The sequence below is a fragment of the Paenibacillus sp. cl123 genome (genome assembly GCF_900101595.1).
GTDB lineage: Bacteria > Bacillota > Bacilli > Paenibacillales > NBRC-103111 > Paenibacillus_G.
This window is the reverse complement of sequence record NZ_FMYY01000007.1, coordinates 102,955-118,066: the sequence shown is the minus strand read 5'-3', so window position 1 is coordinate 118,066 and position 15,112 is coordinate 102,955. Positions and strand designations below refer to the sequence as shown.

The 15,112-nt window shown below is 57.2% G+C and carries 13 protein-coding genes; 10 read left to right on the top strand and 3 right to left on the bottom strand.

Annotated elements, in window-relative coordinates:
- Positions 1-166: 166 nt before the first annotated feature.
- Complete coding sequence (locus BLR08_RS13965; RefSeq protein ID WP_072330715.1) at positions 167-1,342, top strand: DNA sulfur modification protein DndB; 1,176 nt, start codon at positions 167-169, stop codon at positions 1,340-1,342.
- Positions 1,342-2,517, top strand: a complete 1,176-nt coding sequence (locus tag BLR08_RS13960; protein ID WP_072330717.1) for a DNA sulfur modification protein DndB — start codon at positions 1,342-1,344, stop codon at positions 2,515-2,517. Before BLR08_RS13965 ends, BLR08_RS13960 begins: the two co-directional genes overlap by 1 nt.
- A 152-nt stretch (positions 2,518-2,669) precedes the next feature.
- On the opposite strand, the gene BLR08_RS13955 is transcribed toward BLR08_RS13960, so the two are convergent.
- The gene (locus BLR08_RS13955) at positions 2,670-3,881 is read right to left on the bottom strand and encodes an ROK family transcriptional regulator (RefSeq protein WP_072330719.1); all 1,212 of its coding nucleotides are present in this window, start codon (positions 3,879-3,881) and stop codon (positions 2,670-2,672) included.
- A 140-nt stretch (positions 3,882-4,021) separates the two neighbouring features.
- On the opposite strand from BLR08_RS13955, the gene BLR08_RS13950 reads away from it, so the two are divergent.
- The 5 genes from BLR08_RS13950 to BLR08_RS13930 all read left to right on the top strand — a co-directional run bounded on the left by BLR08_RS13950 (position 4,022) and on the right by BLR08_RS13930 (position 9,645).
- Positions 4,022-4,768: a class I SAM-dependent methyltransferase gene (locus BLR08_RS13950; protein WP_072330721.1), complete on the top strand. Its 747-nt coding sequence runs from the start codon at positions 4,022-4,024 to the stop codon at positions 4,766-4,768.
- Positions 4,761-5,762 carry an MBL fold metallo-hydrolase gene (locus tag BLR08_RS13945; RefSeq protein WP_083537103.1) on the top strand — a complete coding sequence of 334 codons (1,002 nt, stop codon included), beginning with the start codon at positions 4,761-4,763 and terminating at the stop codon, positions 5,760-5,762. Before BLR08_RS13950 ends, BLR08_RS13945 begins: the two co-directional genes overlap by 8 nt.
- A 1,011-nt stretch (positions 5,763-6,773) precedes the next feature.
- Complete coding sequence (locus BLR08_RS13940) at positions 6,774-7,865, top strand: Ger(x)C family spore germination C-terminal domain-containing protein (RefSeq protein WP_072330725.1); 1,092 nt, start codon at positions 6,774-6,776, stop codon at positions 7,863-7,865.
- A 1-nt stretch (position 7,866) separates the two neighbouring features.
- A complete protein-coding gene (locus tag BLR08_RS13935; RefSeq protein WP_072330727.1) occupies positions 7,867-8,556 on the top strand; it encodes a hypothetical protein in 690 nt (229 codons plus the stop codon).
- Between the two features lie 126 nt (positions 8,557-8,682).
- On the top strand, positions 8,683-9,645 hold the full coding sequence (locus BLR08_RS13930; protein WP_083537105.1) for a phosphatidylglycerophosphatase A family protein: 963 nt from the start codon (positions 8,683-8,685) through the stop codon (positions 9,643-9,645).
- Between the two features lie 112 nt (positions 9,646-9,757).
- Here the strand turns inward: BLR08_RS13930 and BLR08_RS13925 are convergent, their stop codons facing one another.
- Both BLR08_RS13925 and BLR08_RS13920 read right to left on the bottom strand, forming a co-directional pair.
- Positions 9,758-11,083 (bottom strand): voltage-gated chloride channel family protein, encoded by a 1,326-nt coding sequence (locus BLR08_RS13925; RefSeq protein WP_072330729.1) that lies wholly within the window; start codon positions 11,081-11,083, stop codon positions 9,758-9,760.
- A 247-nt stretch (positions 11,084-11,330) separates the two neighbouring features.
- Complete coding sequence (locus BLR08_RS13920; RefSeq protein WP_072330731.1) at positions 11,331-12,209, bottom strand: sensor domain-containing protein; 879 nt, start codon at positions 12,207-12,209, stop codon at positions 11,331-11,333.
- Between the two features lie 190 nt (positions 12,210-12,399).
- Here BLR08_RS13920 and BLR08_RS13915 point away from each other — a divergent pair, with 190 nt between their 5' ends.
- The 3 genes from BLR08_RS13915 (at position 12,400) to BLR08_RS13905 (ending at position 14,987) form a co-directional block, all read left to right on the top strand.
- The gene (locus BLR08_RS13915) at positions 12,400-13,443 is read left to right on the top strand and encodes a GerMN domain-containing protein (RefSeq protein WP_072330733.1); all 1,044 of its coding nucleotides are present in this window, start codon (positions 12,400-12,402) and stop codon (positions 13,441-13,443) included.
- A 139-nt stretch (positions 13,444-13,582) separates the two neighbouring features.
- Positions 13,583-14,344: a ribonuclease PH gene (gene rph / locus BLR08_RS13910; RefSeq protein ID WP_072330735.1), complete on the top strand. Its 762-nt coding sequence runs from the start codon at positions 13,583-13,585 to the stop codon at positions 14,342-14,344.
- Positions 14,325-14,987, top strand: a complete 663-nt coding sequence (locus BLR08_RS13905) for an XTP/dITP diphosphatase (protein WP_072330737.1) — start codon at positions 14,325-14,327, stop codon at positions 14,985-14,987. Before rph ends, BLR08_RS13905 begins: the two co-directional genes overlap by 20 nt.
- The last annotated feature ends 125 nt before the right edge of the window (positions 14,988-15,112 follow it).

Sequence of the window (15,112 nt, the reverse complement as noted above, 5' to 3'; positions counted from 1 at the left end):
AAGCAAGTTCCCCCACCTGAGGGGATAATTCAAGAAAAATCATTCGATAGATTGTAAAAAAACAAGAAAGAAAATAAAGGACGAGCTTGAATGTTTGTGGAATAATAAGTGTATACTGGGAGTATATGAACCTATTTTTCTCAGTTAGGAGGAATTCAATTTAATCATGGATCAAATCTCATCCTTATCCGAATTGCTGTCGGTTCAAAAGGCCGCGTCTTTTATCGAAATTCCGGGAGCGCTTTCTAGGACATTCGGTCAAGCGACGTTGTCTACGACACTGCCGATGAGCAAGCTGTTTGCTATCTATGAAGTTGACCTGGAGGTACAAAGAGCGATCGTTCCTCAAAATTTGTCACGGATGATGGATTACATTATGCTGTATCTGGATCATGGGCAGGGCATCTATTTTCCGGGACTGATTTTGTCTGCGCGCGGAGCCGGCGAATATGACCACGGGTCAGGGACTTACCGTCTGCAGGCGATCGAGAAGCTGTATGTTGTGGACGGCCAGCATCGTCTGGCGGCGTTCAGACGCCTGATGGAGACGCTGCAAAGCGCCATGGCGCGGGCTAAGGACCGCCGGGAGTACGACCGTATGGAGGAAATCGGCAAAAAGCTGAGCAAGCTGTATCAATTTCCGATGTCGACGATGATTTATCTGGATATTAACGCCAGACAGGAGCGTCAGCTGTTCTCGGATATTAATAAGCTGCCCCGCAAGATCGGCGGCAACCTAGCCGTGCTGCGCGAGCAGCGGCGCTTCTACCATGTGCTGGCTACCCGGCTGGTAGAGGAAGCCCCGGTGATGAAACAGATTCCCGTCGATATGTATACGGAACGGGGTAAGGGTCCTGAATACTTGTTCTCTTATCATCTGTTAATTGAAATATTGATCGGGCTCACAGAAGGACGGCTGAAATCTGCGTCGCGCGGAAATAGTTATTACTTCGAAGAAAAAGATATCGAGTCGCAGATGGAGATAGCCTCCCATTATTTCGAGGGGCTGCTGCGCTTTCTCCCCGCTCCCGAGAAGGGAGAGCTCTGCTGGTCGGAGAACCTGCAGATTGCGCTGGCGATGTTCTTCCACGGCGAGGCGACCAAGAGCGGAAGCTTCAACCGGTATGCGCTGGATTATGCGCTGCATATTTTGCCGCATCTGGATTGGAACGGGATCTATGCGGGCGACGAGAAGGATCGTTTGCCGAGACGCTCGCGCATTATGAAGGCCTACCAGTATGTCAAGGGATTCTATGAGGAGCATCATCTTTTCCTGATCCGGGAGTCGGATATGATGGATGAGCTGCAGGATGAGCTGCAAGAGAAGGAGGATGTCGGTTAATGGACGGCTTACGGTTAAATATGACCATTCATCCGTTCTGTGAACGGTTCGGCTTGGCGACGATCCCTATTCAGGTGCAGGATTTGCTTAACTATACGACGATCGACCCGATGGTGCAGCGCAAGCTGAGCAGCGGACAGCGCCGCAAGATTGCGAATTATTTGCAGGAAAGAGAGCTGGACCGCGTGTTCTTCGGACCGGTGACGCTGTCGCTGCGCGATGTGGTCAGTCTGGCGAAGACGAGCGAAGGATTATCGCTGCGTCCCGGCTCCAAGCTTAGCATCCTGGACGGACAGCACCGGATTTTGGCGCTTGGCTATGTCAACGAGCAGTTGCTGAAGGAAGCAAGACGCCTGGAACGCAAGCTCGCGGCTTTGAAAATCGTCATTCGCAAAAATCCGCAAAACGCGGAAGCGGTGACTGAGGAGGAGCTGCTTAGCGGTCAGCTTGAAGCGTTGGAGCGCCGCAGACTGGAGCTGATGGAGAGCGAGCTCGGGGTGCAAATTTACATCGGTCTGAGCGAGGAAGAAGAGAAGCAGCTGTTCGGGGATATCAACTCGAAGGTTCAACTCGTCAGCAAGGAGCTTGGCCATTCGTTCGACTCGATCGATCCGCTTAATCTCGTAATTCAGCAAGTGGTCGACCACAATATGTTCCTCAAGGGAGCAGGTGTGGAGCGCCGGGCGAATTTGACTGCCTACAACAAAAATTTCACGTCGTTCAGCTGGTTGTATTCGACGGCTACGATGCTGTTTACAGGGAAGATGCAGCCTTCCTACGAGCTGGCCCGGAAAATCAAGTCCGAGCCCAGCATGTATATTGAAATATTGCATCAGTTTTATACGACCTTGCTGCCGCTGATGCCGGAGCAGCCGGGACTGCCGCAGTACAGCTCCTCGGCCCGCGCCATGCAGGAGAGCATCGCACTTTTCGCGCATCGCTTCCTGTTCACGGACGGGCAGTATACGAAAAACTGGACGACATGCCTGCGCATCTTCGACGGCTTCGACTGGTCGCAAGGGAATGAGCAGCTGATCGAACGGTTCGGCCTGCTCGACAACGGCAAGCTGAATCTGATTCATGAGAAGTCGCTGCGCAAGCACGGCAGACTTGTTCAGTTGTTCCAGGAGCTGCACGGCGATTCGGGGGCTTCGGAGGATGAAGCGACGGCGTAGCCGGAAGACCGGAGCGGCGGTAAAATCATGAAGCACGCAAAATGAAGCAAATATCAAGGCTATTCCGCGGGATCCAACGATCTTCGGGATAGCCTTGTTTCAGGTTCGGCTCCAATCTGGGGTGGCTGAGACAGCTGAGGCTTCCAGCCGCCCTAACCGGCGGTCATCCGGTTAATGACCATCAGAGCCGCTCCGGTCGCCAGCGCGTCTTCGCCCAGCGAGCCAAGGCTGAAGACGACCTGGTATTTGGGGTAATAATAGGCTCGCTGAATGGCAGTCCGGGTGGCCGTGTGGAAAAAACCGGTATGGCTGCTGATCAGCGCTCCGCCGAGAATCACCTTCTCGGGGTGAAGAATATTGAGCAGGTTGGCCAGCCCGATCCCGAAGTAAGTGGCCGCTTGCGTAAACAGCTCCACGGTCAGCGGATCATTCTCCTGCAAGGCCTGCTGAAGATGGGAGAATTGGACGCTCTCCGGCTCCGGCGCGAGGCGCAGAAGAAGGCTCTCTCTGCCCTGCTTCAGCCTGGCCTGCGCCTGCTGCTCCAGGGCATGGATGGAGACATACGACTCGAGCGCTCCGAAGTTGCCCTGTCCCCACAGACGGGGACCGTCGGTTTGAATGATCATCTGGCCAAGCGAGCCTTCCATATCGACGGCTCCGTAGACGAGCTGTCCCCCCGTCATCATGGCCGACCTGATGCCTACCCCTACATGCACATACAGCAGATGGCGGTAATCCCGCTCGCGGACGGACCACGACTCGGCGATCAGCGCGGCATTGGCGCCGTTGTCCAGCATGCAGGGGAAGCCGAGCCGCTCCTCCATATAATCCGTAAGCGCCACCTGATTCCAGCCGGGGGCTGGGAAATGCAGCGGATCGAGCAGAGCACCGGTCGTCCTGTCCAGCGGGCCTACCGCCCCGATTCCGAGGCCAAGCACACGAGAGCGGTCGAGATGGCGCCGGGCCAGCATGTCTTCCGCTTCAGCCGCAATTTCGCCGAGCAGCTTCTGGGGGGTCATGCGCTCGTTCATGATCCAGCGCTTCGATTCGAGCCGGTTCATCTGCAGATCGAAAAGCATCAATTTGGAGTGCATCCGGGAAATATCCAGCCCGAACACATAGGCATAATCGGAATTGATCGTATAAAGAATCGGCCTGCGCCCGCCTGTCGACTCGCCGAAGCCGGCTTCGGCGATCAGCCCTTGGGCCGTCAGCTCTTCAAGCGTCCGGGTGAGCGTGCTGCCGGTAAGACCGCTTCTGTCCAGCAGGTCAATCTTTGACACGACTCCATGCTTGCGGATGTGCTCATATATATCTTTCGCTTTGCGTCCGTTAATCAGCTGTTCGATACGCACTCGGCTCATACAGATTCCTCCATCGCTTGGGAAGGGCGTTGTTCAAGCATTCATTATACTACAGCGTCTGCCGCTTAACCATAGATTTTCCAAAGCGCTATCTGGTAGAATAAAGGTTAATTGCCATTAGACCAAAGGAGCAGAATCAAATGTCGGAGTGGTACACCAAAAGTTTCGGAGACGATTATTTGGTCGTCTATAAACATCGCGACATGCAGGGGGCTTATGAGGAAGTCAGATCCATGATGGAATGGCTGGAGCTGCCCGAGGGCTCGGAGGTACTGGATTTGTGCTGCGGCATGGGAAGGCATTCGATGGCGTTGACGGGGTTCGGCTTTCGGGTCACAGGCGTCGATCTGTCGGAGGTGCTGCTGACGGAAGCGCGCAAGCTGGACGAAGGCGGGGAGGTCGTCTGGGTGCGGGGCGATATGCGCGAGGTGCCGCTGGAGGGGCCGTACGATGCTGTTGTCAATCTGTTCACTTCCTTCGGCTACTTCGAGGAGGATGCCGATCATGAGCGTGTGCTAGGAGAAATCCGCCGTCTGCTGAGCAGCGAAGGCCGGTTTATAATCGATTTTCTGAATCCGGAGCATGTTCGCACCCATCTTGTCCCTCATTCCGTGCGGACGGAGGATGGATTGCGGATCGAGGAGAACCGAAGAATCGAGCGTGGTTATGTGTGCAAAACCATCATACTGCAGGATTCGGATTGTGCGGACAAGCGCGTGTATGAGGAGAAAGTCAAGCTGATCGGGCTGGAGGAGTTCCGAGTTATGCTGGACAAGGCCGGCCTTATCGTGGATGCCGTATATGGAGGCTACGATGCTTCTCCTTATTCGGCCGCCGATTCCAAGCGAATGATTTTTGTCGGCAGGAAGGGGGAGGCCGGTGAGTAATACGCGAGCAGCACGGCAAGAGGTGATCGTCAAGCATCCGGATGCGTATCAGATCAAAGTGCCGCTGCCGTTCCCGCTTCGCTGGGTGAACGCTTATGTGCTTGGCGGGCCGACGGGCTGGACGATTATCGACCCGGGACTCCGCACCGCCGAAGCCGAGAAGGTGTGGCAGGCCGTGTTCGGCGAGCTGGGCCTGGAGCCGAAGCGGATTGAGCGCATCGTCTTGACCCATCACCATCCTGACCATTATGGACTGGCGGGCTGGATGCAGGAGCTGGCGGATGCGCCGGTTCTGTTGTCCCGGACCGGCCTGGAGCAGGTAAAGCTGCTCTGGGGCGCAGGAACGCCGCTTACGGATCAACTGCTGGCGCTGTTCCTGCGGCACGGGCTGCCAGATGAGCTGACCGCGCCGATGCGCGAGCATATGGACGGCTTCGTCCCGGCCGTATCGCCGCAGCCGGAGGTTACGGTGATGGAGGACGGGGAAGACATTCCGCTGGGGGGCCGCGTCTACCGCGCTATTCATACGCCGGGTCATGCGGCGGGCCATCTCTGCTTCTACCGGGCGGAAACGAAGGTGATGTTTTGCGGAGATCATGTGCTGCCGCAAATCTCGCCGAATGTCAGCTACTTGACCGAACGCATCGACGCCAACCCGCTGGACAGCTACCTGAGCAGCCTGGAGGAGATGAGCCGGTACGAGGTAAATTTCGCTTACCCGGGCCATCGTGAGCCGTTCAGCCGGTTTGCCGAACGGACGGGGGAGCTGATCGCTCATCATGAGGAGCGTCTGGAAGCTATGGCCTCCCTGCTGGCGGAGCCGCAGACCGCCTATGAGGTATGCCAGTCGATGTTCGGCGACCGCCTCAGTCTGCATCAGCTGCGGTTTGCGCTGGCGGAGACGCTGGCGCATTTGATCTGGCTGCAGGAGGCGGGACGGTTGTCGGCCGAGGAGGAGCAGGGCGTTATCCGCTTCGCGAAAAAAAGCGGGTAGCTGCTTATGCGGATATGTGGGCCGCAAGCAGCCGACCATCTCGCCGAAGCGTCGTTACGGGGTAACCCGGACGGCGCTTTTTCGTCTGCGATCGAACTTATACATGGGGCTGGCCCCTTTCCTCACCGCAAAGTATCTGAGCCGGTTTCGAAATGACCTCCCCGTTTTATGGAGCTTATTTGAAATCTCAGAAAGATTTCTTAGGTCAGCGCACTAAGTGTATAACCCTTCCGGAAGGAAAAGGTATTAAAGCTGGGTGTACGGAGCGGTCCGGAGTTTTTACGAAGTCAGCGACCCTTAGCGCACGAAATCGACCGCATTCCATTTGTTACGGAACTCGGAGCCCGTTACAATGCGAAACGATTCCGTTTCGCTCATGTTGCCCGTCTAAGGGTCGCTGATTTCCGTCAGGATGGTGAGGTCGTGAGAAAAGCGGCTCTAAGGAACAACGATTTCCTTTACAGTTTCATGCGCGCCATCCACCTCTCATCCGTCTGAGCATAAGGACGCCGTCAGGTGTTTATCCTCGACTTCCTGCTTAGTTTTATTGGGGGGACCTAGCAGTGGGTTTTTCGTACAAATCCCTGCGATTGATCGCCAGCCGAGCGAGTGTATGCGATTTTTCGTATAAAACCTGTACGTTTGAGCGTCAGTGGGGCGCAAGTATGCTATTTTTCGTATAAAACTTCTGCGATTGACCGCCAGCCGAGCAAGTGTATGCGAATTTTCGTACAAAACCCCTCCGCTTGACCGCCAGCCGAGCAAGTGTATGCGATTTTCCGGTTGCTGCTCGGCATCTCTTTCGAGACAACCTAAGTAGTCTCATTCTTTAAGAGTCAGCGCCGCAGAACTTTCTGCTCGACAAAAAAGCTACCGCTAAAACACGCATGTGTTTCCACGAAAGGGCTCCGATCATGAGCTTTTCTTATGCATAATGGGCTCAGTGGATGGAAATAGTAGGAATTCAAGGTAAGCATCATAAGTTCCTGGTGGAAGCGGAGGAGGAGCAACATGCACGGAAAGCCATCGAGCCGCAGAAAAGGGTTGACGGTGGGGCTGCTGCTGATGTCGCTCGGCTGTGCGGGTTGTGCAGCCGGGGAAATGGAGGAGTCATCCTATCGGATAAGCCAGGCGGCTCCGGGAGGAGCGAATCTTGCGATCGCGGGCATTGATGAAGGCGCTGGGGGCATTCGCGTTACAGCTCTGCGGGGACCGTCCGAGAGGGCGGGAGGCGGCCTCAAGCCGTTAGCGGCCGCGGGTGTGGAAACCCGCTCCTTCGTTTCGCTGTCGGATGCGTCGCTCCCCTGGCGCAGTACGCAGCCGCCGCAGCTCGTCGTCATCAGCGAGCGCTGGGTGGCTCGTCACGGCTTCCCCTCATCCTGGGTCGCCGAGCTTCGCCGTCTCGGTCTGCGCACCGGCAGCCAGCCCCGGATCGCCGCAGTCGAAGGAACCGCCGAATCCTTCGTCCGGCGCCCGGATGCTGCGCAGCTTGGCCGCTATGTAATGGGCGGCCATACCGCCGTGCGCGACTCGCTGCGGGAGATGAGGACGGAATATGAAGCCGACCAGGCGCTGCCTTTATTCCCTTCCGGGTTGTCTGCGAGGTCGGATGGAGGATTTGCGCCTGTTTCAATTCAGATGTTATTGTTTAAGAAACAAGAGCTTGTCGGCCGCCTGAGCGCGGAAGAAAGCCGACTTTTCGCTTGCCTGCGGGGCGGGAGGGAGCTTGCAGACCCGCTCGCCTTCGCAGGGCCGGACGGAGGTCCCGCGGAGCTGCAGGGAGTTGTCTGCCGCACAGGAGTTGCCTGGAACGGCGATTGGAAGCGCCCGCTGATGAAGGTTTCCTTGCGCATGAGCGGATATCCCGCAGCTTCTGCCGGGGCGCCGGACAAGCAAATGGTTGTTCGTTACGAAGAACGGCTGAAGGCTCAGGTTATTTCTCTGATTCGCCATCTGCAGCAGCTGGGCGTAGACCCGCTGGAATGGGGGGAGTCGGCCCGCGCGCAATTTCCGGGCTATTGGAGTGCCGACAGGTGGAGGGGCTCTTGGAAGAGAGCCGATGTCCAAGTGAACGTGGACGTACATATTCCTGGAGGTGTTTAATATGTTATTCTTGTCTCATTCAAGCTGGAAGCGAACTTGGGTAGGAGCCGCGGCTATCCTGCTGGCTTCCGCTTCGATCATGTCCGCCTGCTCCAAGCAGACGCCGCAGCAGGGGGAGACTCCGCCAGCCGCATCGACGGGGGAGACCGGCCAGCAGCCGCAGACGCCTGCTCCGACTACGCCGGGGGAGACTGGCCAGCAGCCGCAGACGCCCGCTCCGACTACGCCGGGGGGCCAGAACGGTCAGCCGCCAGCAGCCGGGGGGACTCAGAGCGGAACTCCGGCGGCGCCGGCCGAGCCGGTGAAGCTCGCGGCTCTGGATATTTCCGATATGTACAAAAAAACGGTGCTGGATCTGGCCAAAGCCCAAGGTCTGAAAACGGCCTACGTTCCCAAGCTGGGGGCGCAGGATGACCGGGTTTCGCAGATTCAGGGCATGGGGGATTCGTTTACGATCCAATATCTAAACATGGAGCTGAGCGAATCGGCCAAGGAAATGAAGCCTGCCGGGAAAGTGGACTCGGAGAAGCCGGTGCAGCTCAAGATTGGCAGCGGCAAATGGGTGACGGAAGGCGGAAAATCCACGTTGTACCTGAAGGTGGGGGACGCTTATCTGGCCCTCCGGTCGCTCCAGAAGCTGACAGCCGCGGATATCGAGGCGATCGCCGAGACGCTGGCCCCGCTTGAGTAGCATATTGCCGGCCTGCGGCAGCTTGTTCATCAGGAGGAGTCCGCCGTCGCGGTCTCCTCTTGATGCTCCCGACGGGTGTTCTTCAACGCTTGTCGGAACATCGAGGAATCAGAAAGGGATGTCTGCATGAAAACGTTTCTGAAAGAGAAAGTGGAAATTTTTAACGAATTCCGTGAGGAAGTGTTTGCGCTGTATCCTCAGGCCGTGCTGGAAGAAGCGATCGCCCGGCTGCTGGTGGAAATCAAAGGAACTAAAAAAATTCCTCATGAGACGATCACGACTACCTTGATGGGGGTTTTGAGCAAAACGGAAACGTTTAATGTGATGTCTACGCTGATCGAACTTCAGCAAATGGTGAGGCATGATTCCGAGCTGCTCGCCAGCATGAAGGACCCTTCCTACAATGTTCACCGCACGATCGCGATGTCCATCTGCGGCCTCTACGGCAGCGGGGCTATCTCCCTGTTCGGCTTCGTGGATTGCAAGTTCAGGTTTTTCTTCCCGACCAAACGTCCCAAATCCTTTATTTCCAAAGGCATCGCGGCCATTGTGGCCTCCGCGACGAGCGTCGTCATCTCGGATAAGGTCAAGGAAAATTACGCGGCCAGAAATTTGGAGCTGCTGGGCACCCGGGGAGTGAAGCTGGACGATCTCGTTGATATCCTCGATCAGCTGCAGCGTCCTTATAACCCGGATATGCCGCGCAGCTTGTGCGAAGATCATATTTTAGCCGTACTGGCCAAGCAGCAGACCTTTCACACGATCCAGCTGGCGATCAAAATCGACAGAGCCGTGGAGAATGGCGAATTGAACAGGCAGTACACGCATATCGTCGGTCAGGACGAAGGGCTGTTCGGTGTGGATGAAAGCATTGCGACGGCTATTCCATTGATGTACGGCACGATCGCGTTAACGAATTTCGGTTATTTGGACAAGGTCAAGCCGGGCATTATTCAAGATTTGGATTCGGATCATGCGGAAGGCAAATGCAACACCTTCATGGATGATATCGTATGCGGCATCGTAGCGGCCGCCTGCGGACGTCTGGCTCACAACAACGTGCCCAAGTACAGCAAACCGCTGCAGTAGGAAGCATCCCCTTCTTTCATCCGAAAGGAGCTGCCGCCTCTGCAGCGGTTTCGTTAGGGCGCCGCTTATACAGGACGCCGGCTGTCGACCGGGCCGATCCCCCGGCACGGCTTCAGCCGTCCTCGCTCTCCCGGGAGGGGACAGGCTTTTTTCTGATGCCGGCCAAGGTTGAGAGCTCGGGCACCGGATGAAGCCGGGATTTGGATACGCCGATCTGCTGGGAGGAATAAATGCCGGTATGACCTGAAAACAAATAGCTGATAACGCAAGCCGTCAACAAGTAAACGGCCGCTTCCGAGCCGAACAGCTCGATCCCCATGATAAAGCAGGCGATGGGCGTATTGGCAGCTCCGCTGAATACGGCGACCATGCCCAGAGCCGCCAGAAACGGCGCGGATAAGTGAAGCAGGCCGGCCAGCGAATGACCGAGCGTGCTGCCGATGACGAACAGCGGGGTCACTTCGCCGCCCTGGTAGCCGGCTCCGAGCGTCACGGATGTAAACAAGATTTTCCACAAGAAGGCAAGCGGAGCTACCGTGTCGGTAAATGAAGCCTGAAGCAGGGGGATGCCAAGACCGAGATAATCCCGTGTACCGAACAGATAGGTCAAGGCGATAACGAGCAATCCGCCCGCGAAGGCGCGAATAACCGGATTGCCGAACAGGCCGGTCAGCAGCCGCTTGCAAGCATGGGTCAGCTCGCTGAATGCGAAGCCGGCCAAGCCGAACAGAGCGGCCGCCAAGACTACCTTGCTCATGACCAAGGCAGAGAAGACGGGCGTCTCCCCGATGGCAAGAGGCAGATGGCGCACCCCCCAGGCCGTCGTTGTGAGATGCCCCGCCAGACTGGCGATCAGGCACGGCAGAAGCGCCTGATACCGGATAAGTCCGATCGCGACGACCTCCACCCCGAACACGGCGCCGGCCAGCGGCGTGCCGAATACCGAGCCGAACCCTGCGCTGATGCCGCACATCAGCAGCAGCTTGCGGTCCGCTTCGTCTACCCGCAGCAGACGGCCGGCAAAGTCCGCAAGGCTTCCCCCCATCTGCACGGCCGTCCCCTCCCGGCCCGCCGAACCTCCGAACAGATGCGTCAGCCAAGTGCCGAGCAGGACGAGAGGAGCCATGCGCAAAGGAACGGCTTCGCCGCCATGCTGAATTTGCTCCAGAATCAGATTGTTTCCTTTGCCCGCCTGATTCCCGTACCTCGTATACAGATAGCTCATCATCGCCCCGCCCAGCGGCAGCAGAAACAATAGCCACGGATGCGCCAGCCGCTGCTCGGTAACCGCTTCAAGACCGGTCAGAAACAAGGCGGAGGCCGAGCCTGCCAATATCCCTGTGAGACTGCCGTACCATAACCATTTGAAGCAGAAGGCCAGAACGGCCAGCTGCAACGATTGCTGCGCATAGCGGTAAAGCCTGGAACGAAGCCTCATATCCAATCGCTCCTATCTCCTAACGTTTGCAAGAGCCGTTAGGCAAAAAACAGACTCCTACCAAGTGCAGCGCACGCTGGTAGGAGTCATGTTATCGCCTGAAAGGCAACCGGCAGGCAAGAACCCCATCGCCTTCGATTATTGCCTTTAACTATACGGGATTTGCCAAAGATCGTCAACGATGCAGGCAAGCCGGTAACTTGAGGAGCCGCCGCCAGAGCGCAAGCGCCTGTGCGCTGTCCGGGAGCTAGGCTTCCGGGTCCGTAAAAAACCGGAACTGATTTTTGCCCAGCTGCTTGGAGGCGTACATGGCGTTGTCCGCGCATTGGAGCAGCGTCTCTCCGTCATAGCCGTCCTGCGGATAGAGCGCAGCCCCGATGCTGCTGGAAATCCGAATATGATGGCCTCCTATATCGAACGGCTGTCTCAGCGCCTCGCTGATCCTCCGGCCGATCTTGATCATATCGTCCGTCTGATCGACCTGCTGCACGAGAACAACAAATTCATCGCCTCCCATCCGGCATACGGTGTCCGGATCGCGAATGGAGTGGGACAGCCGAGAGGCGGCGGCTGTCAGCAGCTCGTCGCCTACAGAGTGGCCGTATTTGTCGTTAATGCGTTTGAAGTCATCGAGATCGATATACAAAATCCCCAGTTTATGGTGATATCGCTTGGCGATGTGCATGGCTTGCATGAAGCGATCCTGAAATAATCGCCGGTTGGGAAGTCCGGTCAATGCGTCGTAATAAGCCAGACGGGTGAGCCGTTCTTCCTGCTGCTTATAGGGCGTGATATCCCTGGCCGACACAGCCGCCGCGACATGCCCTTCTTCCACATGAACAGGGAATCCGCGTACCTCGAGCCAGAGGCGGGCGCCGTCCGGCATGACGGCTTGAAGCATGAGGAGAAAGGGCTGCCGCTCGCGCAGAAGCACGCGGCAAGCTTGTTTCAAAGCCTCAAGATTTTCATCGTGTACAAGACGGTATAAGGATTGGCCGGCCCATTGCTTGGGGGATATGCCGATCGGCGTGCCGGCGTCGTCGAAGATCCAAAGCCAGTCCGGCGATTGCTGAGCCACGGCTCGGTATACCCGGTCGGGAAAGGAATCCTGCAGACGGTTTTCCATGGGGAATCACCTCTTTTTGGAAAAACACACCTATATTATAGGCTTTTAGTACTGGTTAAATCAAGGTGACATGCAACTAAAGAACCAAATTACTTTCTTTGCGAAAATGGACAAAAGCAGGCATAAACTTGTCTTGTTCCCGTATACATAAGTAAACGGACAACTTCCCAAACCAAGGAGGAACAAGTACATGAAACCGAATAAGCCGATCCGGTGGGCCGCCGTTACCGGCCTGATCATGGTCATGACGACTGGCTGCTCCATGCTGGAGACGAAGGAACAATCCCGCCAAATCGATCCTCCCCAGGGCGGTGTGGAAGCCAAAGCGACAAGCGGCCATGTCAGCGTCCCCGAGCTGGTAAATCCGATGCAATTAACCGTTTATGCCAAAGATGAAAAAGGCTTTGTCGCTCCGGTCACCGTGCAGATCGAGAAGGCGGTGGACACGGCCAAGAAAGCGCTGGAGTATATGGTGGACGGCGGACCTGCCGAAGGGCGGATGCCTGCCGGCTTCAGGGCGCTGCTGCCGAAGGGAACCGAGGTCAAGGGCATCAATATTATTCCGGATCAGAAGCTGGCGGTTGTCGACTTCTCCAAGTCTTTCCATGATTATAACCTGCAGGATGAGCGGAAGATTTTGGAGGCGGTCACCTGGACGCTTACCGGCTATCCGACCGTCGAGAAGGTGCGGATCCGCGTCGAAGGGGCGGATATCAAGGAGATGCCCGTAGGCGGAACTCCGCTTGACGAACCGCTCTCCCGCGCGATGGGCATCAATCTGGAGAAGCCCGAAAGCGTGGAGTACGGCCAGGCAACGCCGGTAACTTTATATTTCCTCAGCCGCAATCAGGAGGATTATCACTATTATGTGCCGGTAACCCGGTTAATTAACCGGACGGATCAAATCTCCGAGGCGGTCGTTCAGCAGCTGATCGCCGGTCCTGACGATAGCAAGGGGCTCGCCGCTGTATTGAACGCCGGCAGCGAACTGCTCCAGATCACGAGCACAGACGATGTCATTACCGTCAATTTCTCCGATAAGATGCTTGGCCCGGATCTCAAAGCGCCGGCGGAAGCGCTCAAAGCGGTCGTTCTGTCGCTCACGGAGAATGAAGCTTCGGGCAAGAAGGTGCAAATTCTGGTTAACGGCGATGCGAAGGTAAGCGCAACGGACAATCAGAGCTATGCCAAACCTGTCGCCCGTCCGTCCACGGTGAATCCGGGCAAGCTGTAACCCATACAAACGCAAGGACCTGGACAAGGGAGCCAGGTCCTTCTTCGCCTGCCGTCAGCGCCGGGACAAGCGTTTGGTTTTCACGGGGGCCTTTGGTACAATGGGTTACGGATTGAATAAAGGAGGACGAACGACGTACATGAGAAGCGACGGGAGAAGTGCGGATCAGACGAGACCGATAACCATCACGACGAATTATACGAAACATGCGGAAGGCTCCGTTCTGATCGAAGTGGGAGAAACCAGGGTAATCTGCACGGCGACGGTCGAGGAACGTGTTCCTCCTTTTATGAAGGGCCAGGGCAAGGGCTGGGTGACGGCCGAATATTCGATGCTGCCCCGCGCCACTTCCGTGCGCAATCAAAGGGAGTCTGCGAAAGGCAAACTGGGCGGACGGACAATGGAAATTCAGCGGCTCATCGGGCGCGCCCTGCGCTCCGTCGTGAGCCTTGAGGCGCTTGGCGAGCGTTCGGTTACGCTGGATTGCGACGTCATTCAGGCGGACGGAGGCACGCGCACGACCTCGATTACCGGCGCTTTCGTAGCGATGGCGATCGCGATGGACAAGGTGTCGCGGGAGAAAAATTTGAGCCGGTTTCCGATCAATGATTTCCTCGGCTCCGTCAGCGTCGGGATCGTTCAGGAAGCGGCCTGCCTTGACCTGAATTACGAAGAGGATTCCAAAGCCAAGGTCGACATGAACGTCGTGATGACCGGGCTGGGCAAATTCGTCGAGGTGCAGGGGACCGGAGAGGACGCTCCGTTCTCCCGCGAGGAGCTGGATTCGCTGCTGGCCTTGGCCGAATCGGGCATACGCACGATGATCGGGGAGCAGCAAAAAGCGCTCGGGCCTATTGCAGACCGAATCAGGGGGAATGCTCATGCGCCTGCTCGGCCATAAGACGGAAGAGGTCGTTATCGCGACTACCAATGCGGGCAAAGTTAAGGAGTTTGCCGCGATGTTTGGGGAGGACGGGACGAAGGTCAAGAGCCTCAAGGATTACCCGGACATCCCCGACATTCCGGAGGACGGGGATACGTTCGCGGCGAACGCGCTGATCAAAGCAAGGGCCGTAGCGCGCATATTGGGCGTGCCTGTTATCGCCGACGACTCCGGGCTTGCGGTGGATCGGCTGGGTGGCGCGCCTGGGGTATACTCCGCCCGCTATGCGGGCGAGCCGTCCAACGATGCGGCCAACAACCGCAAGCTGCTTGCCGAGCTGGGCAAGCTGGAGCGGGTAGTCCCGGCCCCCGATAAGGGCGGCGATGGTCCGGTCACGCTCAGCGGCGCGCAGTTTCTGTGCGCCATCGCCTTGGTCGATGCGGCGGGCGAGCCGATCGCGCAAGTGGAGGGAGCTTGCCGGGGCGCCATCATCGGCGAGCAGCGGGGCGAAGGCGGATTCGGCTACGACCCGCTGTTCTACCTGCCGCAGCTTGGCAAGACGATGGCGGAGCTGACGATGGAGGAGAAAAACGCGATCAGCCATCGCGGCCAGGCTCTGCGTTTGCTGCAGACCGTGCTGAAGCAAGCGGATCAGGCTTAGACGAGCGGGGGCGGGCCGGAGCAGGCTGACCCGAGCTGGTTATGGGACTCGCAGGCTGCTCCGTTCCCCGCCTAAAATAATGCTGCACAAAGACGCTTTCAGCCCCACGGAAACCGCGGGACCCA

Coding starts and splice junctions, on each gene's coding strand:
- BLR08_RS13965 (WP_072330715.1), top strand. CDS start 167: ATGGATCAAATCTCATCCTTATCCGAATTGCTGTCGGTTCAAAAGGCC.
- BLR08_RS13960 (WP_072330717.1), top strand. CDS start 1,342: ATGGACGGCTTACGGTTAAATATGACCATTCATCCGTTCTGTGAACGG.
- BLR08_RS13955 (WP_072330719.1), bottom strand. CDS start 3,881: ATGAGCCGAGTGCGTATCGAACAGCTGATTAACGGACGCAAAGCGAAA.
- BLR08_RS13950 (WP_072330721.1), top strand. CDS start 4,022: ATGTCGGAGTGGTACACCAAAAGTTTCGGAGACGATTATTTGGTCGTC.
- BLR08_RS13940 (WP_072330725.1), top strand. CDS start 6,774: ATGCACGGAAAGCCATCGAGCCGCAGAAAAGGGTTGACGGTGGGGCTG.
- BLR08_RS13935 (WP_072330727.1), top strand. CDS start 7,867: ATGTTATTCTTGTCTCATTCAAGCTGGAAGCGAACTTGGGTAGGAGCC.
- BLR08_RS13930 (WP_083537105.1), top strand. CDS start 8,683: ATGAAAACGTTTCTGAAAGAGAAAGTGGAAATTTTTAACGAATTCCGT.
- BLR08_RS13925 (WP_072330729.1), bottom strand. CDS start 11,083: ATGAGGCTTCGTTCCAGGCTTTACCGCTATGCGCAGCAATCGTTGCAG.
- BLR08_RS13920 (WP_072330731.1), bottom strand. CDS start 12,209: ATGGAAAACCGTCTGCAGGATTCCTTTCCCGACCGGGTATACCGAGCC.
- BLR08_RS13915 (WP_072330733.1), top strand. CDS start 12,400: ATGAAACCGAATAAGCCGATCCGGTGGGCCGCCGTTACCGGCCTGATC.
- rph (WP_072330735.1), top strand. CDS start 13,583: ATGAGAAGCGACGGGAGAAGTGCGGATCAGACGAGACCGATAACCATC.
- BLR08_RS13905 (WP_072330737.1), top strand. CDS start 14,325: ATGCGCCTGCTCGGCCATAAGACGGAAGAGGTCGTTATCGCGACTACC.